Source organism: Arthrobacter sunyaminii, assembly GCF_018866305.1.
Taxonomy (GTDB): domain Bacteria; phylum Actinomycetota; class Actinomycetes; order Actinomycetales; family Micrococcaceae; genus Arthrobacter_B; species Arthrobacter_B sunyaminii.
In genome coordinates this window covers 3,424,202-3,449,470 of record NZ_CP076456.1, presented here as the reverse complement: position 1 = coordinate 3,449,470, position 25,269 = coordinate 3,424,202, and the positions used below count along the sequence as shown (strand labels likewise).

Genomic DNA, 25,269 nt, shown 5'->3' with positions numbered 1-25,269 from the left:
GCACCCCGGACGCTGACGTCCGGGACACGCGGACCCATAGGGGGAGCAGGCCATGACGCAGGAGCAGAGCACGCGAACGGGCACCACAAAGGACACAACGCCGCCGGGGAGCGAAGAGTGGGACAGGATCGTAGACGTCCTGGTGGTGGGCACCGGAGCGGCAGCCCTCACCGCCGCTGTCACCGCGGCGGAGGAGGGCCTGGATGTCCTGGTGGTGGAAAGCACCGATGTGTGGGGCGGCACCACTTCGATTTCGGGCGGGGGACTGTGGATGCCGAACAATCCGCTGATGGGCAGGGTCGGGGTTCCGGACAGTACGGAAAAGGCTCTCACCTACATGGAAACGGTAATCGACGATGTCGGCCCGGTGTCCTCCCGCGAACGCAAGCTGGCGTTCCTGAATGCCGTTCCCGACGTGGTCACCCTGCTGGGTACCCTGGGCGTGCAGTGGATGCGGTCCAAGGATTATCCCGACTACTACCCGGACAAACCCGGCGGCATGATCGGGCGTTCCCTGGAAGTCCGCCCGTTTGACACCAAACTGCTCGGTTCCTGGTTCAAGCAGTCCCGGGCCGCCAAATCCGGCATCCCGGTGCCGCTGATGACTGACGATGTCTGGGAGCTCTCCCGCGCCTGGTCCACGCCCGGCGGGTTCATCCGCGGTGCCCGTTTTGTTTTCCGGACCCTGGGCGGGCTGGCCCGCGGCAAACGGCTGTACGGTCTGGGCGGAGCGCTGTCCTGCTCCCTCATGCACATCGTGCGCCAGCAGCAGACACCGGTGTGGCTGTCCTCGCCGCTGACTGATCTGATCCAGGACGACGACGGCGCGGTGGTGGGCGCCGTTGTCACCCGCCGCGGGCGCAGCATCCGCATCCGGACACGGAAGGGCGTAATGCTGGGCGCCGGCGGATTTGCCCGCAACGCGCAATGGCGCAAAAAGTACCACGGGCTGGAGCAGGAGTATTCCTCGGCGCCGGAGGGGGACCGGGGCGACGTCATTGACCTGGTGGCCCAGCGCGGCGGAGCCCTGGCGCTCATGGACGACGCATGGTGGGGGCCGTCCACGGTGGGTCCGGGAGGCGGAGTCGCGTTTTCACTCGCCGAGCGTTCCATGCCGCACTCGCTGGTGGTGGATGCCTCGGGGCATCGGTACCTGAACGAGTCCGAGTCCTATGTCGACTTTGGGCACCACATGCTCGAACGCAATGAGACGGTGACGGCCAATCCGTCCTGGCTGGTGATGGAGGCGCGGCACCGGCGGCGCTATCTGTTCTCGGCCATCATGGTCGGGAAGAAAAAGTGGGCTGCCGAGGGGCTGCTGCTGGAGGCTGGCACGGTGGAAGAGCTGGCGGAGAAGATGGGCGTTCCGGCGGCGGGCCTGGCGGCCACGGTGCAACGGTTCAACGGATTTGCACGGACCGGCGTGGACGAGGATTTCGGCCGGGGCAACACCGCCTATGACAACTACTACGGTGATCCCGGGGTAAAACCGAACCCGAACCTGGGCGCCCTGGAAAAGGGCCCGTTCACCGCCGTCCGCCTCTATCCCGGGGACCTGGGCACCAAGGGCGGACTGGTCACGGATCCGGACGCACGGGTGCTCCGGGAAGATGGTTCGGTGATCCAGGGACTGTATGCGGCAGGAAACACCACGGCCTCGGTCATGGGCCGGACCTACCCCGGGGCGGGAGCCACCATTGCCCCGGCTGCGGTCTTCGGCTATCTGGCGGCACGGCACGCGGCCGGGCGGAAATCCGAACCGGTGGCTGATGAACGCGGCGAGCTGCAGGAGGTTTCTTCCCAGTAGCAAAAACCCTGTGTCCGGGCACCCGGCAAGCCAGCCATAAACTGGGGAGGTGACTGATTTCGCCGGTGTCCCGGATGCACCCCAGAGTTCCGACCTTCCCCTGATCCAGAGCCTTGCCGCGGATTTGGCGGCTGTCCGCTACACGGTGGATGGGGTGGCGGACTTCCTGGGGGAGTCTGCCGCCGCAGCCTTGGGCCGGGACCAGCTGGTACCGGCGGTCCTGCGCTGCCGTGAAGAGGCGGCCAAGGAAAACCCGGCTCCGGTTTCCGTCCTGATCCGGCTGTGGCTTGCCGGAGAAGAAGTGGAAGCGGCGCCGTTGGATGCCGCCCTGCCGCGGACCGGCACCCGCGGGCTTCTTGCTTTGGGGCTGGTCGAATCGGTGCCGGACGGAGGCCTTCGCGCCGCGGTTGACCTTCGCCCGTACGAAATCGACGATGACGCCGACGGCACCAACCTCTGGGTCGCCAGCGATTTGGGCGCTCACCAGCGGCCGGGCGTCCTCCGCCACGACCACGTGCTGGGCATCGGACAGGCCTCGCTGAGCCTCGCACAGCTGACGATCCGCCGCCCGGTTCAGCGTGCCCTGGACCTGGGCACCGGCTGCGGGATCCAGGCTTTCCACCTCCTCCGCCACGTCCGGCATGTGACGGCAACGGATATTTCGGAACGGGCGCTCGCGTTCACCCGCTTCAACCTGCTGCTGAACGCGGGCGCGCTGGATCTGAATCCCCAGCGCCTGGCGGACCGGGTGGAACTGCGGGCAGGCAGCCTGCTGGAACCGGTGGCCGGAGAACAGTTTGACCTGGTGGTGTCCAATCCGCCGTTTGTGATTACTCCCCGCCCCCGGAGTGAAGATCCCGAGGACCGCTTCACGTACCGCGACGGCGGTTTGGCCGGTGATGAAATCGTCGCCACGCTCGTGCGCAGCCTGCAGGGCGCCCTGGTTCCCGGCGGAACGGCGCAAATGCTGGGTAACTGGGAGATTCAGGACAGTGATCTTCCCTACAGTGAGTCTCCGGAAACGCAGGAAAGCGGGTCCCCGAACTGGTCGGAACGGATCGAGTCCTGGCTGCCGGCGGAAACCGATGCGTGGGTGATCCAGCGCGAAATCCTGGAGCCCGCCGAATACGCGGAAATGTGGCTGCGGGACGCCGCGGAGAACCGGAACCGCGCCGAATACCTGGCCTCCTACGCCGCCTACCTCGAGGACTTCGCCTCCCGAGGGGTGCTGGCCATCGGCTTCGGATCCATCTTCCTTCGCCGCCGCTTGGCCCCGGACGCTGTTCCGCTGCGGCGTTTCGAGGAGATCACGCACCCGCTGGAACAGCCCGTTGGGCCGCACCTGGGTGCCGCCGTCGAGCGCTTTGACTGGCTGGCGGCGCATCCCTCGCTGGCGGAGGCGTACTTGGAGGTGGCCGACGACGTGACCGAGGAACGCCACTCACGGCCGGGGGCGGAACATCCCGGCGTCATCCTGCTGCGCCAGGGAGCGGGACTGCGGCGTACGAATCTCATGAGCACGGAACTGACCGGCTTTGTCTCCGCCAGCGACGGAGAGCTGTCCGTGGGGCAGATCATTGGAGCGCTCGCGGTGCTGCTGGACCGCCCGGAACCGGAGTTTGCCGCCGGGCTGGAAGCCGAGGTCCGCAACCTGGTCCTGGACGGATTCCTGGTTCCCGCAGCCAATTGACGTCCGCAGAAGGACCTCCGGCTTTTCGGTAGGCTCGTCAATAAGTCCTATTCAATGCGGCTACCCTAGTGCTGGGGCATCCCGCATACTGTCTGAGGATGAATCGGGCCAGGCAGCAGAGCCCGGCCACAACAACCCATACTTTGAGAACCACCTTCGTACGTAGGAGAACAGTGCCAGTTAAGGCGACGGACAAGAAGACCGGCAAGAAGAAGCTTGTAATTGTCGAGTCTCCGGCCAAGGGCAAAACCATCGCCGGGTACCTCGGCGAGGGTTTCGAGGTGACGGCGTCCATGGGACATATCCGTGACCTTCCGCAGCCCTCCGACCTGCCTGCCGAGTTGAAGAAGACAGCCGTCGGCAAGTTTGCCGTGGACCTGGATAAAGACTTCGAGCCCTACTACGTGGTCTCCGCGGACAAGAAGAAGAAGGTTGCCGAGCTCAAGGCTGCCCTCAAGGACGCCGACGAACTCTACCTCGCAACTGACGGTGACCGTGAAGGCGAAGCCATTGCCTGGCACCTGCTCCAGGTGCTCAAGCCCAAGGTCCCGGTACACCGCCTGACCTTCCCCGAAATCACCAAGGAAGCCATCCAGCGTGCGCTGCTGGAAATGCGCGACGTCGACGTTGCCATGGTGGACGCGCAGGAAACCCGCCGCATCCTGGACCGCCTCTACGGCTACGAGATTTCCCCGGTGCTGTGGCGCAAGGTGGCCCGCGGCCTGTCCGCCGGCCGCGTGCAGTCCGTCGCCACCCGCCTGGTGGTGGAGCGCGAACGTGAGCGCATGGCCTTCCGCCCGGCGTCCTACTGGGACCTGCTGGGCACCTTTGCCACCGGCGCTGGCGAATCCTTCAAGGCCAAGCTGGTGTCCGTGGACGGTGCCCGCGTGGCCACCGGCAAGGACTTCAGCGACCTGGGCGAGCTCAAGGCCAAGTCCGTGGCCCACCTGGACGAAGCGGCAGCCACCTCGCTGGCAGCGAACCTGGAATCGTCGTCGTTCACGGTCCGCTCCGTGGACACCAAGCCGTACACCCGCCGTCCGGCCGCTCCGTTCACCACCTCCACCCTGCAGCAGGAGGCCGGCCGCAAGCTGCGCTACTCCTCCAAGGTGACCATGCAGGTGGCCCAGCGGCTGTATGAAAACGGCTACATCACCTATATGCGTACCGATTCGCCGGCGCTGTCGGACCAGGCCATCAACGCCGCCCGCCGCCAGGCCTCCGAACTGTACGGCCCCGAATACGTGCCCGAAGCGCGCCGCGTGTACAAGGGCAAGTCCAAGAACGCGCAGGAAGCCCACGAGGCCATCCGCCCCGCCGGTGACTCCTTCCGCACGCCGGCGCAGGTCGCCTCATCACTGCGCGGCGACGAGTTCAAGCTGTACGAACTGATCTGGAAGCGCACCGTCGCATCGCAGATGGCCGATGCCAAGGGCTCCACGGCGTCCGTCCGCCTCGGCGCTGTGGCCTCCGACGGCCGGGACGCCGAGTTCTCCGCCTCCGGTACTGTCATCACCTTCCGCGGCTTCATGGCCGCCTATGAGGAGGGCCGCGATGCGGCACGTGACGACGACGCCGAAGGCACCGAGGGCGCACGCCTGCCGGTCCTGAAGGCAGACGATGCGCTGACCGCAGCCGAGCTGAACGCCGTCGGGCACGAAACATCCCCGCCGCCGCGCTACACGGAAGCGTCGCTGGTGAAGGTGCTCGAAGAGCTCGGCATCGGCCGTCCGTCCACCTACGCGGCCACCATCTCCACCATCATGGACCGCGGCTACGTCACCAACCGCGGCCAGGCCCTGGTGCCGAGTTGGATCGCGTTCTCCGTGGTGCGGCTGCTCGAAGAGCACTTCACCGACTACGTGGACTATGACTTCACGGCCGAGCTGGAAGAGGACCTGGACCGCATTGCCCGCGGCGAAGCCGGCCGCGTGGAGTGGCTGAACCAGTTCTACTACGGCGACCGCGTGGACACCGGACTGCACACCATCGTGAACGACCTCGGCGAAATCGACGCCAAGGCCATCAACTCGATCGAAATCGCCCCGGGCATCACCCTGCGCGTGGGTAAGTTCGGCCCGTACCTGGAGCGCCCGCTGCCCGCGGACGCACCCGAAGGCACCGAGCCGGAGCGCGCCAACGTCCCGGAGGACCTGGCCCCGGATGAGCTGACCGCCGAGAAGGCGATCGAGCTGATGGAAACGGCCGGACCGGAAGAGCGCGTCCTGGGCGAGGATCCGGAAACCGGACGCACCATCGTGGCCCGGAACGGCCGCTACGGCCCGTACGTCATTGAGCTGATCCCCGAGGTCACTGCCGAGGAACTGGCGAACCAGCCGGTGGAGTATTACAAGAACGGCAAGCCCAAGCCGCCGAAGAAGCCCGTAAAGCAGAAGCCGCGCACCGGATCGCTGTTCAAGTCCATGAGCGTGGACACCGTCACGCTCGAGGAAGCGCTCAAGCTGATGAAGCTCCCGCGCGTGCTGGGCACCGACGCCGAGGGCAACGAGATCACCGTGCAGAACGGACGCTTCGGCCCGTACCTGAAAAAGGGCACCGACTCCCGCTCCATCGGTTCGGAAGAGGAAATCTTCACCATCACGCTGGAACAGGCGCTGGAAATCTATTCCCAGCCCAAGCAGCGCGGCGGGCGTCAGGCAGCGGCTCCGCTGGCCGAGTTCGGCACCGACCCGGTCTCCGAGAAGCCGATTGTGGTCAAGGACGGCCGCTTTGGTCCGTACATCACCGACGGCATCACCAACATCACGGTCCCGCGGTCCACGGCGATTGAAGAGCTGACCCGCGAGCAGGCCATTGACCTGCTGGCGGAGAAGCGCGAAAAGGGTCCGGCGAAGAAGCCCGCCGCCCGCAAGCCGGCAGCCCGCAAGCGCGCACCCGCGAAGAAGTAGCCCGCGAAGAGCGCAGCCGCCGTACGGCGGCTGCGTTTCAGAGCGGATGTGTTTTGAGCGGATAATGGGGTTATGCGATTAGGCGTGCTCGACATTGGCTCCAACACCGTCCACCTCCTCTTGGTGGACGCGCACCCGGGTGCGCGGCCGTTGCCGTTTGCCTCCCACAAGCGTCCGCTGTCGCTGATAGCGCACCTGGACGACGACGGCGCCATCACCGAGGCGGGGCAGCGCGAGCTGATCAATTTCGTCGCCGAAGCCGGGGACTTTGCCCGCCGGCACCGTGCCCAGGACCTCCTGGCATTCTGTACCTCGGCCATTCGCGAGGCGGCCAACGGTGCGGCCGTGCTGGCCCGGGTCGAGGCCGAAAGCGGTGTCCACCTGCGTGAACTCAGCGGTCCCGAGGAGGCGTCCCTAACGTTCCTGGCTGTCCGCCGGTGGTACGGGTGGGGCGCCGGAACGCTGCTGGACCTGGACATTGGCGGCGGGTCCTTTGAAATGGCGCAGGGGGCCGATGAGCTGCCCGAAACGGCGCTGTCGCTTCCCCTGGGCGCCGGCCGGCTGACCCGGGACTGGCTGACGGGGGATCCGCCCACGGCCAAAAGCATCAAGAAGCTGCGCAAGTACATCCGCGGTGAGGTCCGTGAGGCTGCCGCGGAATTTGAACGGCATGGCCGGCCTGACCTCGCCGTGGGCACGTCCAAGACCTTTCGGTCACTGGCCCGGATTGCCGGTGCCGCGCCTTCCGCGGACGGCCCCTATGTCCGTCGGCGCCTGCAGCGCACAGACTTGGGACTGTGGACCAAACGGCTGGAGACCATGAGCATTGACGACCGCAGCAACCTCGGCGGAGTGTCTCCGATCCGTGCCGCCCAGGTGCTGGCCGGCGCTATGACCGCCCACGCCGCGATGGAGGCCTTCGACCTGCCGGTGCTGGAGATTTGCCCGTGGGCCCTGCGCGAGGGACTGATCCTGCAGCGTTTTGACACTCTCCGCTTTGAATCCGACGGGCCGCTGCCCGACACTCCGCGAACTGAGAGCATCCCTCAAGTCATGGAGTCCGGCGCCGGAGCCGGACGCAGCCTTATCTACGGAAAGTCCAACTGAATGCCTTCTTCACCCCACACTCCACCGGCGGAGGAAAGCGGCGCCAAAGTCATTCCGGTGGCCCTCTCCAGCGCTTCCGTCTATCCGCTGTCCGTGCATGACACCTTCGCCGTTGCCCATGACCTGGGCTATGACGGGGTGGAAATCATGGTTACGGGAAACAGCGACAGCCAGAACCCGCAAATCCTAAACGGACTCAGCGAGCGTTATTCGCAGCCCATCCTGGCTATTCATGCGCCCACACTGCTGCTCACCCAGCAGGTGTGGGGCAAGGCCTGGACCAAGATTGAACTCTCCGCCGCCATGGCCGCCGAAGTGGGAGCCACCACGGTGGTGGCTCATCCACCGTTCCGCTGGCAGTCCGGTTATGCCGAGAACTTCGCCGAAGGCGTGCGGCACATTGCCGAGCAGTACGGCGTCACCATCGCGGTGGAAAACATGTATCCGTGGCGGGTCCGCGGGCGCGAGGCCAAGGCCTACCTGCCGCACTGGAATCCCATTCCGGAACCGTATGAGCACGTCACCTGGGACTTCTCCCACGCGGCCATCGCCGGCATGGACTCCTATGAGGAACTGCGAAAGCTCGGGCCCCGGCTGCACCATGTGCACCTCACCGACGGCACACCCAACGGCCGCGACGAGCACATGCTTCCCGGAGAAGGTACACAGCGCTGCGCCGAAGCCCTGCAGTACCTCAGCGAAACCGGCTTTGACGGCGTCGTGGCCATTGAAGTGAGCACCCGGAAGGCCAAGGGGGCGGGGGAGCGGGAGGACCAGCTGAAGCAGACGCTGGACTTCGCGCGGATGAACCTGGGGCAGATTTCGGAATAGCCTGCTTCTTATGAGCCGCTTGTCACGGAACATGGCAGCGCGCAGCGCCGTGACAGAATCGAAAACATGGATACCGGAGAAACCCACCTGACCTTTCTGGGCTGCGGCTCAATGAATGAAGCCATCCTGAGCGGAATCCTCGCCGGCGGGCTGCCGGCTGCGCAGGTGACGGCCACCGTGCGCCGTCCCGAACGGGCGGCCGAGCTGCGCGAACGCCACGGGATCACCGTGCTCGCCGGCAATGACGACGCCGAGGCCAACCGCACCGCCGTGGCCGGCGCCGACGTCGTCATCATCGGGGTCAAGCCCGTGGGCGTCGCAGCACTGCTGGAGGAGATTTCCCCCGCTCTGCCCGGCGGCGCCGTTGTCATCAGCGTGGCTGCCGCCGTGTCGCTGGAGATGCTGGAGGCGGGCCTTCCCGCCGGACAGCCCGTCATCAGGTCCATGCCCAACACACCCTCCAAGGTGGGTCGCGGCGTGGTGTCGATCTCGGCCGGAACCAGTGCCACCGAGGCAACAATGGCGCTGGCCGCCGAGCTGCTGTCGGCCACCGGCCGCGTGGTGCAGGTTCCTGAGGACCAAGTGGACGCTGTGTCGGCGGTCAGCGGATCGGGCCCCGCTTATGCCTTTTACCTGGCCGAGGCCATGGCCCGCGCCGGCGTAGAGCTGGGCCTGGACCCTGAGCTTTCAACAGTCCTGGCGCGGGACACCGTTGCCGGCGCCGGATACATGCTCGCCGAGCCCGGCGCCGACGCAACCGCCCTGCGCCGCGGCGTGACCAGCCCCAACGGCACCACCGAAGCAGCCATCCGGACCTTCGACGAGCAGGACCTGCCCGGCGTCATCGCCCGGGGAGCGCGGGCCGCAGCGGAACGGGCAGCCGAAATCACGGCGGAGCTTTCAGCCAAGAAGTAGCACTTCGGGCAGGGGTTGCCTCAGCGTCCCGGGCGGACCTCCCCGGTGTGCGGATTGATGCCTCGGCACCGCACAGAGCTACGGCCGGGCCGCGAACCGTTCGAGCAGGTCCACGTGGCCGGAGACGATGAGCATGTCGCGGGAGGAAACCCTGGTGTCCGCGCGGGCATAGGTGAAGTCCTCGCCCGGGGACTTCACCCCCACCACCGTGACCCCGTATTTGGAACGCACGTTGGACTCTCCGAGGGTGAAGCCCTGGGTCTCGCGCGGCGGGTACATCTTCACGATGGCGAAGTCGTCGTCGAACTCGATGAAGTCCAGCATCCGCCCGCCCACCAGGTGAGCGGCGCGCCGGCCGGCGTCGGCCTCCGGATAAATGACGTGGTTGGCGCCGATCCGGGTGAGGATCTTGCCGTGCGCGGAGGTGATGGCCTTGACCCAGAGATGCTCGATACCCAGGTCCACCAGGTTAACGGTAATCAGCACGCTGGATTCGATGGAGGTGCCCACGCCCACGACGGCGGAGGAGAAATCCTGCGCGCCCAGCTGCTTGAGGGCGTCGATGTTGGTGGCATCGGCCTGGACCACATGGGTGAGAATGCCCGAGGCCTTCTGGACCAGGGTGGGATCCCGCTCGATGGCCAGAACCTCGCGGCCCTGCTTGACCAGCTGTTCGGCGGTGGCGGAGCCAAAGCGTCCCAGTCCAATCACCAGAACCGGAGCATTGTGAGCTGGTCTGTCAGCCAATGATCGGCCTTTCTTCGGGGTAGTGGTAGAGGGTGCTGCGCTGCCGGATTGCCAGTGCTGCGGCCAAAGTGATCGTACCCACCCGGCCGGCGAACATGAGGGCGGACAGCAGGTACTTCCCTTCCGGCGGCAGCACTTCGCTCAGTCCAATACTCAGCCCGCAGGTGGCAAAGGCGGAAATTACCTCGAAGAGCACCGGCTGCAGTGTCTCCTCCGTAATGGCCAGCAGCGCAACAGTGGAAACGGCCACCATGGTGGCGCCGAGGATAACCACCGAGATGGCCACCCGCATGGCGCTGTAGGCAATGGTGCGGCCGAACGCCCGGACATCAGAATCACCCCGGGCCTCCGCCACGATGGCGAGGAAGATGACGGCCAACGTGGTGACCTTGATGCCGCCGGCCGTGGACGCCGACCCGCCGCCGGCAAACATCAGCATGTCAGTGATCAGCAGCGTACTGGAATCCAGATCGGACATGTTCACCAGGCTGAAGCCGCCGGAGCGGGTCATGACGGATGCAAAGACCGAATGCAGAATCCGGTCCGCCACGTTCATGTCGCCGATGGTGCGTGTGTTGAACCACTCGAAGGCCCCCCACAGAATGCTGCCGCCCACGAGCAGGATGCCGGTGACCAGCAGGGTGAGCTTGGTGTGCAAGTTCCATTGACGAAGGTGCAGCTTGCTTTGCAGCAGGACCATGATGACCGGGAAGCCGAGGCTGCCGAGGAAAACCCCGACCATCAGGGGAATCAGGATCCAGAGGTCCTCGTCATAGGGCACCAGGCCGTCCGAATGCGGAGTGAAGCCCGCGTTGTTGAAGGCGGACACCGAATAAAACACCGCATGCCAGATGGCCTGGCCCGCGGATTCACCCAGGATCATGAACCGCGGCGCCAGAATCACAGCCAGGATCAGCTCGATCGCCACGGTGGTGCTGACGACGATGCGGAGCAGGGAACCAACTTCACCCAGCCGGCCGGTGTTCATGCCTTCCTGTGCAATCAGCTTTCCGCGCACTCCGAGCCGCCGGTTAACGGCCAGAGCCAGCAGGGAGGCCATGGTCAGGATGCCCAAACCACCCACTTGGATGGCGATCAGGATCAGGACCTGCCCAAAACCGGACCAGTGCGTGGCGGTGGAAACCACGGTGAGTCCGGTGACGCAGACGGCGGATACTGCAGTGAAGAGCGCATCATGCAGGGGAGTGACCTGACCGGTGCTCGAGGAAGCCGGCAGGGACAGAAGCCCGGTGAACACCAGGATGACCAGGGCGAAGACGATCAGGGCCAGCCGGGCCGGGGAGCCGGCGGCGACTGCATCCACAAAGTCACGCAGGCCGGAGAACACCTTGGAGGGCTGCAGTTGCCGAAGCTGCCGCAGGCGTTCCCGGGGCTCCCGGTGCTGCCGGATGGTTGCCATATTCGTGCTTGTTTCCTTGGTGACAGGTGATTACGGGTTGGGCGCGCGGTGCTCAACAGTAGTACACCACCGATGCGGTGCCGAAGCAGCGGACCGGGATGCTCCCGCTGCGTACAAACTCCAAGTATCGCGCACATCGCGTAGCCTGTTCAGCATGATCAACCGCGGACTGAGTCTTCCGGTCATGCCAACCCGCATCATCTGGCACGAGTCCATGCTGGCCTACAACTTCGGTGCGGGCCATCCCATGAGTCCGCTGCGTCTGGACCTCACCGCCAGGCTTGCCCGCGAGCTGGGAATCTTCGACCTGCCGGGCGTGTCCGTGGGGGAGCCGTTCGTTGCCAGCGACGCTGAGCTGGGCACCGTCCACGGCAGTGATTACATTGCCGGCGTCCGTGCCGTCAGCGCAGACCCCACGGCGACCAGCGAGAAGTTTGGGCTGGGAACCGAGGACAACCCCGCTTTTGCCGGCATCCACGAGGCCAGCGCCCGGCTGGCGGGCGGCTCCCTGGCAGCTGCGGACGCCATCCTGTCCGGAGAGGTGCTGCATGCGGTGAATTTTGGCGGCGGCATGCATCATGCCGCGGCCAGCCGCGCCTCCGGCTTCTGCATTTACAACGACGCCGCGGCCGCCATCGCCCGCCTGCTGGACAACGGTGTCAGCAAGGTCCTGTACATCGACGTCGACGCCCACCACGGAGACGGAACCCAGAGCATCTTCTGGAATGACCCGCGCGTCATGACCATTTCCCTGCACGAGACGGGCCTGACGCTGTTCCCCGGCACGGGCTTCGCCAACGAGACGGGCGGCCCCGGAGCAGAAGGAACCGCGGTCAATGTGGCGCTGCCGGCCCGGACGTCCGATGCCGGGTGGCTGCGGGCCTTCCACGCCGTGGTTCCGCAGCTCGCGGCCGCCTTTGAACCGGAAGTGATCGTCAGCCAGCACGGTTGCGACAGCCACCTCCATGATCCGCTGACCAACCTCCGCCTCAGCGTCGAAACCCAGCGGCAGGCGGCCCTCACCATTGCGGACCTCGCCAACACCATCTGCGGAGGCAGATGGATCGCCACGGGCGGGGGCGGCTACAACGTGGTGTCCGTGGTTCCGCGTTCCTGGAGCCTGCTGATGTCCGTGGCGGCCAACGGCAGGATCCGCAGCAACACTCCCGTTCCGGAACCGTGGCGTAAGTATGTGAAGGAGCACTACGGAGAAGACTCCCCGCCGATGATGGGTGACGGCGTGGAACTCTGGTGGCGGTCCTGGGAAGTTGGTTATGACCCCAATGACGAGATTGACCGCACGGTGATGGCTACCCGCAAAGAGGTTTTTCCGCTGCACGGACTCGATCCCTGGTTTGATTAGCAGCGCGCGGCCGGGACGGGGCGGGAACCTGCCCGAGTCGGCCAAAACCGGGCTTTCCCCGGGGAACGGATAAAGTGGGTGTCATGGTCATCGATGATGTTTTTGCGGTCATTGCGGAAGGCACCCGCCGTGAACTGCTGGGAGCGCTGCGCAGCGGAGACAAATCCGTGGGCACACTCGTGGAGGAGCTGGAAGTCAGCCAGCCCACTGTGTCGAAGCACCTGAAGGTTCTCCGTGAGGCTGGGCTGGTCAGCATGCGGGCCGAGGGGCAAAAGCGCTACTACTCGCTGCAGACAGCTCCGCTGGAGGAGATTGTGCTGTGGCTGCGCGCGTTTGACCTGCCCTCGTTCTCGGCGGCATCCGCGGCAGACTCCCGGCTCGCGTCCGTAACCGCGGGATCGGCAGTTGCGCCCTCACGTCAGGGAAGGCCGCTGTTCACCGGCCGGTCAGGGGCGCCGGATCCCCGTTCCGCAGCGGCGGTCTCAGCGGCCGCACTGGAGCCCGGAAGCGCAGAGGCATCACCTGCCGGCGTGGATCCGGCCCTCGCGCCCCATCTGGGCCGCACTGTGGGCAGGGCTGCTGAACGCGCCGCAGACCTGCTGGGGCAGTTCCCGAAGTTCCGGCGTCGCCGCTCCTAGCCCTTCTTTCGCCGTCACACATCGCAGGCACGGCGCGCAAACGCTAGCGTAGAAGAGGAAATACGCTAAGGAGCATCACACCATGGACCCAACACTCATCAGCGTCCGGGATGAAGTCTTTCGCCGCAATCCGGGCGAAACTGAATTTCATCAGGCGGTAGTCGAAGTTTTCGACAGTTTGGAGCCGGTGCTCCGGAAGCATCCCGAGTTCCGCGACGCCGCCATCCTGGAACGCATCTGTGAACCGGAACGCCAGATCATTTTCCGTGTTCCCTGGGTCGATGACAAAGGCCAGGTGCAAATCAACCGCGGTTTCCGCGTGGAGTTCAACTCGGCGCTCGGCCCGTTCAAGGGGGGCCTGCGGTTCCATCCCTCGGTCTACCTGGGCATCGTGAAGTTCCTCGGTTTCGAGCAGATTTTCAAGAATGCCCTGACCGGGATGCCCATCGGCGGCGGCAAAGGCGGATCCGATTTTGACCCGCGCGGCAAAACGGACGCCGAAGTCATGCGCTTCTGCCAGTCCTTCATGACTGAGCTCTACCGCCACATTGGCGAGTACACGGACGTCCCTGCGGGGGACATCGGTGTGGGTGGACGCGAAATCGGTTACCTGTTTGGCCAGTACAAGCGGATCACGAACCGATACGAGTCCGGCGTGCTGACCGGCAAAGGCACCAGTTGGGGCGGTTCGCTGGTGCGGCCCGAGGCCACCGGCTTCGGCGTGGTGCTGTTTGTCGAGGAAATGCTCAAGACCCGCAGCCTGAGCCTGGACGGCCAGCGCGTCATTGTCTCCGGCTCCGGAAACGTGGCCATCAACGCCATCGCCAAAGCACAGTCCCTCGGCGCAAACGTCATTGCATGTTCCGATTCCCAGGGTTACGTAGTGGATGAATCGGGCATTGATGTACCCCTGCTGCGCGAAGTGAAAGAGGTGGAGCGCGGCCGGATGACCGACTACGCCAAGCGCCGGGGCAGCTCAGCAACCTATGTTCCCGGTGGCTCCATCTGGGACGCCGGCGCCACAGTGGCCCTGCCCTGTGCCACGCAGAACGAGTTGAACGCCGACGATGCCCGGACGCTGGTGAAATCCGGAGTCCTGGCGGTGGCAGAGGGTGCCAACATGCCCTGCACGCCCGAGGCCATTGAAATCTTCCAGGAAGCCGGCGTGCTGTTTGGCCCCGGCAAGGCTGCCAACGCCGGCGGCGTAGCCACCTCCGCGCTGGAAATGCAGCAGAACGCCAGCCGTGATTCATGGTCCTTCGAGCACACCGAACGCCGTCTGACCGAGATCATGGTCAACATTCACGACAACTGTGCGCAGACGGCGGAAAAGTACGGCTCACCCGGAAACTATGTGGTGGGGGCGAACATCAACGGTTTTGTCCGGGTGGCCGATGCCATGCTCGCCCAGGGTGTGATCTAAGCCCGGAGGCTCCGGCCGAAAGGATGGTTTGGAGGCCTAAGATGGCCCGCCAACTTCACTGGGGTGACGTGAGACACTAGAGTGGAAGACCGGGCAGCATTCCCTTGGCAGGCATCCGCGTCTGAGGACTCACCTGCCGTGCAGCTTGGTGGCTGCACATCAGCAAAGGAACAAAAGGCATATGGCAGACGAGGGCAATTTCTCGGACGTTCGGTTTCTGACCGTGTCAGAAGTCGCGGACGTCATGCGTGTGTCCAAGATGACCGTGTACCGGCTGGTGCACTCCGGCGAGCTGCCGGCCGTCCGTTTTGGGCGCTCCTACCGGGTGCCTGAATCCGCGGTGCAGCAGGTGCTTAAAAACGCCGTCTCCGACCGCCGAACAGACACCGCGTAGCGCTGTCACTGGATACCGCGGCGAGGCGGTACCCTGTTAAAGAACGTTTTACACCGTGGCAATTAACTGCCGGTGTCGACGCGCGGGTGCCAACGGTGCCGAAGCGTTGGAGCCGGCGTCTGACTATTTCAAGTTTGTGAGGACTCTGTGGGTTCAGTAATTAAGAAGCGCCGCAAGCGTATGGCAAAGAAGAAGCATCGTAAGCTGCTTCGCAAGACCCGCCACCAGCGTCGTAACAAGAAGTAACCAGGATCTTTCCTGGACAAACCCGCCGCCCCTTGGGCCGGCGGGTTTGTCATTTAACCAAAAAAGCCCCGGGTGTGGCCGGAAGACTAGCGGGAGCGGACCCAGGAAAAACCGCGCCACAGGCCGTAAGCGCCGCCCGCCACCGTGGCACCTTTTAGCCCCAGGGTTGCGGCGCGCCGGCCGGACCGGAAGTCATAGATGGGCCAGTTGCGGTCCCGGGCATGGCGGCGCAGCCGGGCATCGGGGTTGATGGCCACGGGGTGGCCCACGATGCTCAGCAGGGGGACGTCGTTATAGGAATCGCTGTACGCCCAGCAATGCTGCAGATCGAGGTTTTCCTTTTCCGCGAGCACCCGCACGCCTTCGGCTTTGGCGGGGCCGTGGAGGAACTCGCCCACCAGGCGTCCGGTGTAGAGGCCGCCGTCGATTTCACTGACCGTTCCCAGCGCCCCGGTCAGGTGCAGCCGGTCAGCAATCACGGAGGCCACCTCCACGGGGGTCCCGGTGACGAGCCAGACCGGCCGGCCGGATTTCATATGCTGCTCGGTGAGAGCACGGGTTCCCGGCCAAATCTTGGATTCGATCATCTCGTCATAGACTTCTTCGCCCAGAATGCGGATGTCCGAGGCTGCCAGCCCGGTGGCCAGCGTCAGGGCGGCGTCGCGCACTGAGTGAACATCCTTGAGATTCTCGCCCTGCAGCATAAACCGCAGCTGTTTGCGGGCAAAGCCGAACGCTTCGCGAAGCGTGAACACCCGGCGCTGGTACATCTTGCGCCCCACATGGAAAAGGCTTGCTCCGCGCATCAGAGTGTTGTCGACGTCGAAGAAGGCAGCCTCGCCAGGTTTGACCGCCGCTGCCATGGGCTCGACGGCTCGTACTGCGGTGGTTCTGGGCATACCCCGAGTCTACGCAAAAAGTTGGTCCTAACGGCCCGTGACTAAAAGCGGCAGGAGAAATAGACGGAGCGGCTAATTTAGAGGTATGACTTCTTCACCGGCTGCTCCGGACCTGCTCCTGCTTACCCGCCCGGGGTGCCATTTGTGTGCCGATGCGCGCAAGGTGCTGGAACGAATCAGCAGGGATTTGTCCATTGAGTGGCGCGAACAGTCCATTGAAGGCGATGCGGATCTGACGTCCCGGTTCGGCGAAGAGATTCCCGTGCTGATGATCGACGGCGTGCAGCGGGACTTCTGGCAGCTGGACGAGGCGAGGATCCGCCGGCTCCTGGAAGAGGGATGGCCCGGGCTTCGTCCGGACTCCCGCCGGGCATAGAGTGGAAATCCACCGACGGATAGAGACTTTGTGAGCAATTCTGAGGAACCCGCACCGGCAGGAGCAGTTGTCCACCGGCACATTCCGCCTGCCTCCCTGGCCCGGCTCACCATTTACCTGCGGGCGCTGGGCGCGCTGCTGGCGGAGGGTGTGGAGCGCGTCTCGTCCGACGAACTGGCGGCAGCGGCGGGAGTCAACTCTCCGAAACTGCGCAAAGACCTGTCCTACCTGGGCTCCTACGGAACCCGCGGCGTGGGATATGAGGTCTCCTACCTGAGCGACCAGATCTCAGCTGCGCTGGGGCTGACGCGCAATTGGCGGGTTGCCATCATAGGCGCCGGAAACCTCGGCAAGGCGCTGGCAGGATATCCGGGGTTCGGATCGCGCGGCTTCGAAGTGGTGGCCCTGTTTGACGCCGATCAAATGGTCGTAGGACAGGAAGTTGGCTGGCTGCGGGTGAGCCCCGTCAAGGATTTGGAAGCCGTGGTTCACCGTACGCGGGCCAACATGGCGGTGCTGGCTGTTCCCGCCGAGGTGGCCCAGGAATTGTGTGACAGCGTTATCGCAAGCGGCATTACCAGCATCCTGAGCTTCGCGCCCGTGGTGCTCCAGGTTCCGGATCACGTTCAGCTGCGCAAGGTGGACATGGCCACCGAACTTCAGATTCTGGCCTACCACGCCCAGCGGGCTCAGGCCTCGGATATAGCGGCGCAGGCGCGGGCCCGGCTCGCCACGTAGTAGTGGAGCCGCCGTCGCGGTTCCGGGTCAGGACTCGCCGAGATACTGGCTCCGCCTGGGCCGGAAGTACCTGGCGCAGTCCCGCCGGTACAGCAGTGCCAGGCCCAGGGCGGCCACCAGCAGCGCAACCGTTTGGGGAACCACCGCGTTCAGGACGGCCCAGACCAGTGCCGAGGCGACCAGGACCGAGCCTCCGATGCGAGCCCAGTTCCGTCCTTCCCGAATCATGGAGGCGAACAGCAGGTAGAGGCCGAAGACCACAAGCGTGGCAGCCAAGGTCACGAATTGCAGAACCGCTGCGTATTCGCCGGTGTCAACGCCCAGCTCTCCCAATTGGACGACGAGAGGCGGCATCTCGGTGACGGGCGCCCGGCTGGCCTGCACGCCGCTGATGAGGCTGATGCAGCCGGCCAGCATAATCAGGGCATAGGCCACCCGGACGGCACGCGGCCGCGGGCCCTTCCATTCGCTGTAGGGAATACGGGCAGGCAAAGCAGGAGCGGGGACCGCAGAGGGCATATCGGGAACCACCACGCCGGCCACCTCTCTGTGCCTGGGTGCCGGTGGCGCCGGATGTTTTTCCGTGGGCCGGGCAGCGGACACCGGCTCGCCGCCGGGTTCCCTGGGGCCGGATCGCGCTGTTCGGATGCGTGCAGTGACCAATGTTCGCACCTTGGTGCCCAGGGCGGAAACACGGGTTTTTTGTGGATCGGGGGAAGCAGGAAGGGAACTCATCGCGGGTGCCGCCTTCGTCCAAAGGGATACGCTCTCCGCGCCTGGATGGGCTGCCCATCCCAGCGGGAGATCAAACGCTACGCCGCTTCCCTGCTGTTGTGACCACTGCAGGCCCGCTCCGGGAGGCCCGGGCACCAAAAAAGCCGGTCCGTGGAAACGGTCCGGCTTTTTTGGTGCGTGCCGCCTCAGCAGCGGCTGCCTTGGAGGTCCGTCAGTAGGGTCCGAAACGCGGCTGACTGCGGAAATATGGCTGGGACTCAGGGCGGTACAGCAAGAAAACGCCGGCGATTCCGGCCAATGTGCCCAGCATGTTCAGCAGGTTCAGCGGCGAGGAGAAGGCCATTCCGGCCACCAGGGAAAGCAGCAGCCCGACGGCGGATATCGCCGCGAACACCGTGGCAACAATCCGTGCCCAGTTCTTGCCCTTGCGGATCAGGACGGCAAGCAGGACATAGATCAGCAGAGCGATCGCCGCCATCACCACACCGACCGTCACGAACGAACTTCGCATCAGCTCCGCGGTGACACCGGCGTCCTCCATGACCCGGCGGTCTTCGGGAGGAAGCGTGGCCAGGGGATCGTCGGCGGTGGAGAGCACCGTGATAATCGTGGACAGGAAGGTCACGATGCCGGCCGCGATGATGAGCCAGAAGCCAGTCATGACCTCGCGGGGCGCAGGCCCCTTGGCACCCGGAACCGGCCCGCCTGATCCCGGATACGCATATCCGGAGGGCTGCGGTGCCTGGTAGCCGTAAGGGCTTTGCGGCTGGCCATAGGGCTGCCCGTACGGCTGCTGTCCATAGGGCTGGCCATACGGGGAGGAAGGCTGGCCGGGCTGATTGGCGGATCCAGGCTGGCCATAGGCAGGGTACGGCTGGTCCTGCCCATACTGGGGCTGCTGGGGCAGCCGCTGTCCGTATTTGGGCTGGTCATCCGCCGGGCCGGGATTTGGTGGAACGAACGGATCCTGCGGATCCGGATTATTCGGTGGGGTACTCATCGCCGCCTGCTTGCTCGTTGGTGCGGGTACTGCTCCCTGCAAAGGACCGACCGGGCAGGAAAGCAGTAATCGGTTCCCATCCAGCCTATCCCGGGGCATAAACGACGGACACCCCGGCCCGAAGGCCGGGGTGTCCGCTGCGGCCCGCCGGAGCGGGATCAAATGTCTTGGTTAGGCTGCGGCCACGAAGGCTGCGTCAACGCTGATGGTCACCTTGTCACCGACAAGGACGCCGCCGGTCTCCAGAGCGGCATTCCAGGTCAGGCCGAAGTCCTTGCGGCTGATGACGGTGGAACCGGAGAAGCCGGCGCGGGTGGCGCCGAAGGGATCCACGGCTACGCCGTTGAACTCGGTGTCCAGGACCACCGGACGGGTAATGCCCTTGATCGTGAGGTCGCCGGACACCCGGTAGGTTTCACCGGAGCCCTCGATGCCGGTGACGGTGAAGGTCAGCTCGGGGAACTGCTCGACGTCGAAGAAGTCGGCGCCCTTGACGTGGCCGTCGCGGTTGGCGTCGTTCGAGTTGAAGGAAGCTGACTGGATGACGGCGTTGATGGCGGAATCCTCAAGCGAGGGCCCGATTTCCATCACGGCGGTGACGTCGTCAAAGTTGCCGCGCACCTTGCTGATGCCCGCGTGGCGGACAGTGAAACCGATCTCGCTGTGCGAGCCGTCGAGGGTCCAGGTACCGGTGGTGAGTCCGCTGGGGATCATGATGTGCTCCTGCTGCTGGTAGGTATCGGGGCGCTGCCCGCTGCATGTTCATGCATTTGCATCAACTATTGCACGGTTTAGTTCAAGCTTCAAGCATTGTGACGAATTTAGTCCTGCGCACTCTCTCTGCGAAACTTAGGAACATGTCGCGTGCCTCGATCCATCTCGTCCGCCATGGAGAAGTCTTCAACCCTGACGGAGTCCTTTATGGACGCCTGCCGGAGTTCCACCTGTCGGAGCTGGGCCAGCAGATGGCCCGCCGTGTCGCCGGATACTTTGAGGCGCAGAAGAACGACGGCGCCAAGCTGGTTCATCTGGTGGCCTCACCGCTGACCCGGGCGCAGGAGACCGCCGCACCGATCGCCGCATCCCTGGGCCTGGACATCACCACCGACGAGCGCATCCTGGAAGCAACCAACAAGTTCGAAGGGCTCTCCGGCGTCACCAGCCGGCTGCGCAACCCGAAATACTGGCCGCTGATGTACAACCCCTTCAAGCCGTCCTGGGGTGAACCGTATGCCGCCCAGGCGGAGCGGGTCATGGCTGCCGTGACGGATGCACGACTGCGTGCCACCGAGCTTGGCGGGGACCGCGCCGAAGCCGTGCTGGTCAGCCACCAGCTGCCCATCTGGGTCACCCGGCTGTCCGCCGAGGGCCGCAAACTCTGGCATGATCCGCGCAACCGCCAGTGCACCCTTACCTCGGTAACCTCCCTGGATTTCGACGGCGACACCCTCATTGCTGTCCGGTATGCCGAGCCGTCCGCCGACCTTCTCCCCGGTGCAGCGAACATCCCGGGAGCATAATAGAATTACTACGCGTTGTAGAAGTGGCCCCCCTGCCGCGATGAAAGCTGGAAATAGTTGAAGAATCCTCAGAGCACTCCCCAGCCGGATGCCATGCGCCGCCGCTCCTTCCTGAAGCTGGGCGCCGGCCTGGCCCTCGGTGTGCCCGCAGTGGCGGCAGCATCGGGCTGCGCGGTGGAGGATCCGCTGGCAGCGCAGGCCAAAGCGGGGGACAACAAGAACTACATCGCCGGTGACGGCTCCGTCACCGAATATGCCTCTGACCAGCGCGGCGAGCCCGTGCAGCTGGAAGGCACCCTGTTTGACGGCACCACCGTCTCGTCGTCGGAATTCGCCGGCAGCGTGGTGGTGCTGAACTTCTGGTACGCCGCCTGTGCGCCCTGCCGTAAGGAAGCTCCGGATCTGGTGGAACTTCACGACACGTTCGAACCCGAGGGGGCACGCTTCTTCGGAGTGAACATCAGAGATGAACGCAATACTGCGGAAGCCTTTGAGCGGTCGTTCAGCATTCCCTATCCCAGCTTCCAGGACAAGGACGGCGGAATTCTGCTGGCCATGACCCAGTTCGTGCCGCCGTCGGCCGTTCCCACCACGCTGGTCCTGGACCGTGAAGGCCGCGTGGCTGCGCGCATCCTGGGCCTGGCGGACAAGGGCACCTTGAAGGCCCTGATCTCCGACGCGCTGGCAGCTTAGCCGGCATGCTTCCCTCAGCCCTCGCCGCCGGTGTGCCTGCCGCCCTGCCGGCCGCCAATGTTTTCGCCGAAACCATCCTGAACGGATCCATGCTGCTGGCCATTCCGGTGGCAGCCCTCGCCGGCCTCGTCTCGTTCCTTTCTCCGTGCGTTCTGCCGCTGGTTCCCGGCTACCTGGGCTACGTCACCGGCCTGACCGGTGTTGACCTGCAGAAGCAGCGCCGCGGGCGGATGCTGGTAGGAATCGGCCTGTTCGTGCTCGGTTTTTCCGCCGTCTTTGTCATCATCGGTGCCGGGGTGGGCCAACTGGGCGGCTGGCTGCGCGGCGCGGATCAGGCTTGGATTCCGCAGGTCCTCGGCGCAGCCATCATCGTCCTGGGCATCGTCTTCATGGGCGGCCTGAGCTGGTTCCAGCGGGACCGGAAGATCACCGCCCGCCCGCCGGCGGGGCTGTGGGGCGCGCCGCTGCTGGGCATCACGTTCGGACTGGGGTGGGCCCCCTGCCTTGGCCCCACACTCTCGGCCGTGCAGCTGCTGTCCTTCTCCGGAGATGATGCCACCGCCGCCAAGGGCGCGTTCCTGACGTTCATCTATTGCCTCGGACTTGGCCTGCCGTTCCTGCTGATCGCTCTCGGATTCCGGCGGGGCATGGGCGCCCTGGGTGTCTTCCGCCGCCACCGGCTTGCGCTGCAGCGTTTCGGCGGCGGAATGCTGATCGCACTCGGTGTCCTGATGATCACAGGCGTCTGGAACATCTGGATCAACAATCTCCAAGGTTGGTTGGATAGTGTGACCCTGCCGATCTGATGCTGATGACAATGCCGTTGACAAAAGACCAAGGACTGCCGGGGCCCCTGCCCGGCACAAGCCCCCTTCAAAGAACCATGAGAGCCAGTTGAAGCGCGAACCGGAAGTTTTGACCGAAGCCGAGAACAACGGCGCAAGTGCCTCCGGCGTGCCCGGCGGCGGCAAGGGCGGGCGGAAAGGCCCCGGCGGCAAAGGCTCCGCCGGAGATGTCCAGCTGCCGTCCCTCGGGCCGCTGGGCATGGTTCGCTGGGCCTGGACCCAGCTCACCAGCATGCGCACTGCACTGTTCCTGCTGCTGCTGCTGGCCGTCGCCGCGGTGCCCGGATCGCTGTTTCCGCAGCGGCCGGCCAACCCCGCCGTCGTCACGCAGTACCTGAAGGACAACCCGGACACCGGCCCCTGGCTGGACCGGCTGCAGCTCTTCGACGTGTACTCGTCCGTCTGGTTCTCGGCGATTTACCTGCTGCTGTTCATCTCCCTGATCGGCTGCGTCATTCCGCGCGCCAAGGCACACTACCGCGCCATGCGCTCCAAGCCGCCGCGCACCCCCAAGCGGCTGTCCCGGCTGCCGGAGTACGGCACCTTGGCTGTGCCGGCGTCGTCGGGCCTCACCGCTGCCGCCGCCGTCAAGGAGGCCGCGCAGCTGCTGCGCAAGCGCGGCTACCGGGTGGATGTCCGGGACCTGGATACCGACCGTCCCTCCGTCGGAGCGGAACGCGGCTTCGCGAAGGAAATTGGAAACCTGGTGTTCCACACTGCCCTGATCGGCGTGCTGATCTGCATTGCCATCGGCGGGCTCTTTGGTTACAGCGGCCAGAAGGTGGTGGTGGAGGGGGAGTCCTTCGTCAACACCCTGGTGGGCTATGACTCGTTCACCCCGGGCACCAGCTTCACCGAGGAACAGCTGGCGCCCTACTCACTGACGTTGGACGAGTTCAACGTCCGGTTCGACCGCGAGTCGCCCACCCACTACGGCCAGCCCCTGGACTTCACCGCCGAAATGACGGTCAAAGAAAGCCCGGATGCTGCCGAGCATACTGAAACGCTCAAGGTCAACGCTCCGCTGACCATCGGCGGCAGCCGGGTCTACCTGGTCGGCAACGGCTATGCTCCGGTCGTCACGGTGCGCGACGGCGACGGCAACATCGCCCTGCAGGGGCCCGTGGTCTCCGTCCCCAGCGACGGCATGTACACGTCCCTGATGGTGATCAAGGCTCCGGATGCCAAGCCGGACCAGCTCGGTTTCGTGGGCTTCTTCCTGCCCACCGCCATGCTCGATGAACAGGGCGTGTCCTACTCCGGAGACCCCGATCCGATCAATCCGCAGCTCAACCTCAATGCGTACTACGGCGACCTGGGCCTGGATGACGGCGTGCCCAGCAACGTGTACGTCCTGGACACCGAGGACCTCACGGAAATCAACAGCCGCAACCTGGACGCCGGCGGCATTGTCCTGGGTGTTGGGGAAACCTATGAGCTGCCCGAGGGCAAGGGTTCCATCAGCTTTGACAGCATCAAGCGCTACGCTGCCCTGGACATCCACTACGATCCGGCGAAAATCTGGGTTCTGGTCTTCGCCACCCTCTCCCTCACGGGCCTGGCCGCTTCACTGTTCCTTGCCCGGCGACGTGTTTGGGTCCGCACCGGCACCCATGCCGACGGGCGGATCATGGTCGAATACGGGCTCCTGGCCCGAGGTGAAGACCAGCGCCTGTCCACTGAAGCTGCTGCCGTCCGCGATCTGCTGCAGAAGCAGTGGTTGGCGGGCACCGGCTCAGTGGAGGACAATGGCGCGGGGGAAGCATCTGCTCCGGGCTCCGGACAGCACACGACAGACCGGGACGCAGAGCCCGGAGCATCAGCGGACAGCAGTGCCGCGCAGAAGAAGGAAACAGGTAAGGACTCGTAATGCCCTCCATTGACTACGCCCTCGCTGAGTACAGCGAGCTGTTCATGCTGTTGGCGGCGTTCGCCTATACGGTGGCGTTCCTTGCCTTCACCTGGGATCTTGCCAAGAGCAGCAAAACCATCCAGGCCGTGGAATCCAAGCTCTCCGAGCAGAAGGCCGGGGCGCCGGTACCGGCGCATGCCGGTGCATCCGCCCGCTCGGGCCGCGCCGGATCGGACACATATCTGGCGGACGGCAACGTACGCGGCTGGGATGCCGACGGTACAGCTGCCGACGGCGGTGCCGTGGCCCAGACAGCCGATGCCTCCATGGGCTACGTCGGAGCGCGCCGGAACACCGCGCGCGTCGGCGTTGCACTGACCGTCCTGGGCGCCCTGATCCACACCGCTGCCGTGGTTACCCGGGGGCTCGCCGCCCACCGGGTGCCCTGGGGCAACATGTACGAGTTCTGCACCACCGGCGCCCTCGTAGTCGCCGTCGTGTTCCTGCTGGTGCTGCTCAAGCGGGACCTGCGCTTCCTTGGCACCTTTGTGGTGGCTCTGATCCTGACCATGATGATGGTTGCGACCATTGGCTTCCCGACGCCGGTGGCCCACCTGATTCCGGCGCTGCAAAGCTACTGGCTCATCATTCACGTGTCGGTCGCCGTCATTGCTTCCGCGCTCTTCACGCTGACCTTCGCCATGTCCGTCCTGCAGCTGCTGCAGGCGGACCGCGAGTCCAAGATTCGCGCCGGCGGCACCTCCAAGCTCACGTTCCTGCGGATTGTTCCCTCCGCCCAGGCCCTGGAGAACTTCGCCTACCGCATCAACGCCGTGGCCTTCGTGCTGTGGACCTTCACCCTCATGGCAGGGTCCGTCTGGGCCGAGCAGGCCTGGGGCCGGTACTGGGGCTGGGACACCAAGGAAGTCTGGACCTTCGTGATCTGGGTCGTGTATGCCGGCTACCTGCATGCCCGTGCCACCCGCGGCTGGACCGGCACCCGTGCCGCCTGGCTCTCGATCGTCGGCTACCTTTGCGTGGTCTTCAACTTCACGATCGTCAACGTCTTCTTCGCCGGCCTGCACAGCTACTCCGGCGTCTAACGCACTGACCGGCTTCGG

The 25,269-nt window shown here is 65.1% G+C and carries 24 protein-coding genes; 18 read left to right on the top strand and 6 right to left on the bottom strand.

Translation table 11 applies throughout. From position 1 onward, the window contains the following. Positions 1–52 precede the first annotated feature (52 nt). From KG104_RS15635 to proC, 6 genes are all read left to right on the top strand, one after another. Positions 53–1,807: an FAD-binding protein gene (locus KG104_RS15635; protein ID WP_207347758.1), complete on the top strand. Its 1,755-nt coding sequence runs from the start codon at positions 53–55 to the stop codon at positions 1,805–1,807. A gap of 49 nt (positions 1,808–1,856) precedes the next feature. Then, a complete protein-coding gene (locus tag KG104_RS15630; protein ID WP_207347759.1) occupies positions 1,857–3,497 on the top strand; it encodes a DUF7059 domain-containing protein in 1,641 nt (546 codons plus the stop codon). A gap of 173 nt (positions 3,498–3,670) precedes the next feature. After that, positions 3,671–6,406, top strand: a complete 2,736-nt coding sequence (gene topA / locus KG104_RS15625; RefSeq protein WP_207347760.1) for a type I DNA topoisomerase — start codon at positions 3,671–3,673, stop codon at positions 6,404–6,406. Between the two features lie 72 nt (positions 6,407–6,478). Then, entirely contained in the window at positions 6,479–7,513 is a 1,035-nt protein-coding gene (locus KG104_RS15620; protein ID WP_207347761.1) for a Ppx/GppA family phosphatase, read from the top strand. Beyond that, a complete protein-coding gene (locus tag KG104_RS15615) occupies positions 7,514–8,344 on the top strand; it encodes a sugar phosphate isomerase/epimerase family protein (protein WP_104053070.1) in 831 nt (276 codons plus the stop codon). 66 nt (positions 8,345–8,410) lie between these two features. Next, a complete protein-coding gene (gene proC, locus KG104_RS15610) occupies positions 8,411–9,259 on the top strand; it encodes a pyrroline-5-carboxylate reductase (protein WP_104053069.1) in 849 nt (282 codons plus the stop codon). A 78-nt stretch (positions 9,260–9,337) separates the two neighbouring features. Here proC and KG104_RS15605 read toward each other — a convergent pair whose 3' ends face one another. Next, positions 9,338–10,006, bottom strand: a complete 669-nt coding sequence (locus KG104_RS15605) for a potassium channel family protein (RefSeq protein WP_104053068.1) — start codon at positions 10,004–10,006, stop codon at positions 9,338–9,340. Beyond that, entirely contained in the window at positions 9,999–11,426 is a 1,428-nt protein-coding gene (locus KG104_RS15600; RefSeq protein ID WP_104053067.1) for a TrkH family potassium uptake protein, read from the bottom strand. Before KG104_RS15600 ends, KG104_RS15605 begins: the two co-directional genes overlap by 8 nt. A gap of 154 nt (positions 11,427–11,580) precedes the next feature. On the opposite strand from KG104_RS15600, the gene KG104_RS15595 reads away from it, so the two are divergent. The 5 genes from KG104_RS15595 to KG104_RS15575 all read left to right on the top strand — a co-directional run bounded on the left by KG104_RS15595 (position 11,581) and on the right by KG104_RS15575 (position 15,490). Further along, complete coding sequence (locus KG104_RS15595) at positions 11,581–12,789, top strand: acetoin utilization protein AcuC (protein WP_237685642.1); 1,209 nt, start codon at positions 11,581–11,583, stop codon at positions 12,787–12,789. Between the two features lie 83 nt (positions 12,790–12,872). After that, entirely contained in the window at positions 12,873–13,427 is a 555-nt protein-coding gene (locus KG104_RS15590; RefSeq protein ID WP_207347762.1) for an ArsR/SmtB family transcription factor, read from the top strand. A gap of 82 nt (positions 13,428–13,509) precedes the next feature. Further along, the gene (gdhA, locus tag KG104_RS15585; RefSeq protein ID WP_104160291.1) at positions 13,510–14,850 is read left to right on the top strand and encodes an NADP-specific glutamate dehydrogenase; all 1,341 of its coding nucleotides are present in this window, start codon (positions 13,510–13,512) and stop codon (positions 14,848–14,850) included. Positions 14,851–15,031: 181 nt separating this feature from the next. After that, entirely contained in the window at positions 15,032–15,244 is a 213-nt protein-coding gene (locus KG104_RS15580; RefSeq protein WP_104160292.1) for a helix-turn-helix domain-containing protein, read from the top strand. Positions 15,245–15,391: 147 nt separating this feature from the next. Then, on the top strand, positions 15,392–15,490 hold the full coding sequence (locus KG104_RS15575) for a 30S ribosomal protein bS22 (RefSeq protein ID WP_003792170.1): 99 nt from the start codon (positions 15,392–15,394) through the stop codon (positions 15,488–15,490). A gap of 86 nt (positions 15,491–15,576) precedes the next feature. Here the strand turns inward: KG104_RS15575 and KG104_RS15570 are convergent, their stop codons facing one another. Further along, entirely contained in the window at positions 15,577–16,389 is an 813-nt protein-coding gene (locus KG104_RS15570) for an HAD family hydrolase (RefSeq protein WP_104053064.1), read from the bottom strand. Positions 16,390–16,474: 85 nt separating this feature from the next. Between KG104_RS15570 and KG104_RS15565 the strand changes: the two genes are divergently transcribed. Together KG104_RS15565 and KG104_RS15560 are read left to right on the top strand one after the other, a co-directional pair. Then, positions 16,475–16,765, top strand: coding sequence for a glutaredoxin family protein (locus KG104_RS15565; protein WP_104053063.1), 291 nt, complete (start codon positions 16,475–16,477; stop codon positions 16,763–16,765). Positions 16,766–16,795: 30 nt separating this feature from the next. Then, positions 16,796–17,503, top strand: coding sequence for a redox-sensing transcriptional repressor Rex (locus KG104_RS15560; RefSeq protein WP_104053062.1), 708 nt, complete (start codon positions 16,796–16,798; stop codon positions 17,501–17,503). 27 nt (positions 17,504–17,530) lie between these two features. Here the strand turns inward: KG104_RS15560 and KG104_RS15555 are convergent, their stop codons facing one another. From KG104_RS15555 to KG104_RS15545, 3 genes are all read right to left on the bottom strand, one after another. Continuing rightward, on the bottom strand, positions 17,531–18,037 hold the full coding sequence (locus KG104_RS15555) for a hypothetical protein (protein ID WP_207347763.1): 507 nt from the start codon (positions 18,035–18,037) through the stop codon (positions 17,531–17,533). Between the two features lie 412 nt (positions 18,038–18,449). Next, positions 18,450–19,238 carry a hypothetical protein gene (locus KG104_RS15550; protein WP_207347764.1) on the bottom strand — a complete coding sequence of 263 codons (789 nt, stop codon included), beginning with the start codon at positions 19,236–19,238 and terminating at the stop codon, positions 18,450–18,452. A 171-nt stretch (positions 19,239–19,409) separates the two neighbouring features. Then, positions 19,410–19,955 carry a YceI family protein gene (locus KG104_RS15545; RefSeq protein WP_104053702.1) on the bottom strand — a complete coding sequence of 182 codons (546 nt, stop codon included), beginning with the start codon at positions 19,953–19,955 and terminating at the stop codon, positions 19,410–19,412. A 140-nt stretch (positions 19,956–20,095) separates the two neighbouring features. Here KG104_RS15545 and KG104_RS15540 point away from each other — a divergent pair, with 140 nt between their 5' ends. The 5 genes from KG104_RS15540 (at position 20,096) to ccsB (ending at position 25,251) form a co-directional block, all read left to right on the top strand. After that, positions 20,096–20,758, top strand: a complete 663-nt coding sequence (locus tag KG104_RS15540) for a histidine phosphatase family protein (RefSeq protein WP_104160294.1) — start codon at positions 20,096–20,098, stop codon at positions 20,756–20,758. Between the two features lie 93 nt (positions 20,759–20,851). Beyond that, a complete protein-coding gene (locus KG104_RS15535; protein WP_104053701.1) occupies positions 20,852–21,451 on the top strand; it encodes a TlpA family protein disulfide reductase in 600 nt (199 codons plus the stop codon). Positions 21,452–21,456: 5 nt separating this feature from the next. Further along, complete coding sequence (locus KG104_RS15530; protein WP_237685640.1) at positions 21,457–22,257, top strand: cytochrome c biogenesis CcdA family protein; 801 nt, start codon at positions 21,457–21,459, stop codon at positions 22,255–22,257. 238 nt (positions 22,258–22,495) lie between these two features. Then, a complete protein-coding gene (gene resB / locus KG104_RS15525) occupies positions 22,496–24,166 on the top strand; it encodes a cytochrome c biogenesis protein ResB (protein WP_207347898.1) in 1,671 nt (556 codons plus the stop codon). Further along, a complete protein-coding gene (ccsB, locus tag KG104_RS15520; RefSeq protein WP_104160295.1) occupies positions 24,166–25,251 on the top strand; it encodes a c-type cytochrome biogenesis protein CcsB in 1,086 nt (361 codons plus the stop codon). Before resB ends, ccsB begins: the two co-directional genes overlap by 1 nt. Positions 25,252–25,269 lie beyond the last annotated feature (18 nt).

What these genes read in the sequence shown, in the direction of transcription:
- KG104_RS15580 (WP_104160292.1), top strand. Translation starts at nt 15,032, where the DNA reads ATGGCAGACGAGGGCAATTTCTCGGACGTTCGGTTTCTGACCGTGTCA.
- KG104_RS15620 (WP_207347761.1), top strand. Translation starts at nt 6,479, where the DNA reads ATGCGATTAGGCGTGCTCGACATTGGCTCCAACACCGTCCACCTCCTC.
- KG104_RS15530 (WP_237685640.1), top strand. Translation starts at nt 21,457, where the DNA reads ATGCTTCCCTCAGCCCTCGCCGCCGGTGTGCCTGCCGCCCTGCCGGCC.
- KG104_RS15590 (WP_207347762.1), top strand. Translation starts at nt 12,873, where the DNA reads ATGGTCATCGATGATGTTTTTGCGGTCATTGCGGAAGGCACCCGCCGT.
- proC (WP_104053069.1), top strand. Translation starts at nt 8,411, where the DNA reads ATGGATACCGGAGAAACCCACCTGACCTTTCTGGGCTGCGGCTCAATG.
- KG104_RS15595 (WP_237685642.1), top strand. Translation starts at nt 11,581, where the DNA reads ATGATCAACCGCGGACTGAGTCTTCCGGTCATGCCAACCCGCATCATC.
- KG104_RS15535 (WP_104053701.1), top strand. Translation starts at nt 20,852, where the DNA reads ATGCGCCGCCGCTCCTTCCTGAAGCTGGGCGCCGGCCTGGCCCTCGGT.
- KG104_RS15550 (WP_207347764.1), bottom strand. Translation starts at nt 19,238, where the DNA reads ATGAGTACCCCACCGAATAATCCGGATCCGCAGGATCCGTTCGTTCCA.
- KG104_RS15540 (WP_104160294.1), top strand. Translation starts at nt 20,096, where the DNA reads ATGTCGCGTGCCTCGATCCATCTCGTCCGCCATGGAGAAGTCTTCAAC.
- KG104_RS15570 (WP_104053064.1), bottom strand. Translation starts at nt 16,389, where the DNA reads ATGCCCAGAACCACCGCAGTACGAGCCGTCGAGCCCATGGCAGCGGCG.
- gdhA (WP_104160291.1), top strand. Translation starts at nt 13,510, where the DNA reads ATGGACCCAACACTCATCAGCGTCCGGGATGAAGTCTTTCGCCGCAAT.
- resB (WP_207347898.1), top strand. Translation starts at nt 22,496, where the DNA reads ATGGTTCGCTGGGCCTGGACCCAGCTCACCAGCATGCGCACTGCACTG.
- KG104_RS15615 (WP_104053070.1), top strand. Translation starts at nt 7,514, where the DNA reads ATGCCTTCTTCACCCCACACTCCACCGGCGGAGGAAAGCGGCGCCAAA.
- ccsB (WP_104160295.1), top strand. Translation starts at nt 24,166, where the DNA reads ATGCCCTCCATTGACTACGCCCTCGCTGAGTACAGCGAGCTGTTCATG.
- KG104_RS15635 (WP_207347758.1), top strand. Translation starts at nt 53, where the DNA reads ATGACGCAGGAGCAGAGCACGCGAACGGGCACCACAAAGGACACAACG.
- KG104_RS15600 (WP_104053067.1), bottom strand. Translation starts at nt 11,426, where the DNA reads ATGGCAACCATCCGGCAGCACCGGGAGCCCCGGGAACGCCTGCGGCAG.
- KG104_RS15565 (WP_104053063.1), top strand. Translation starts at nt 16,475, where the DNA reads ATGACTTCTTCACCGGCTGCTCCGGACCTGCTCCTGCTTACCCGCCCG.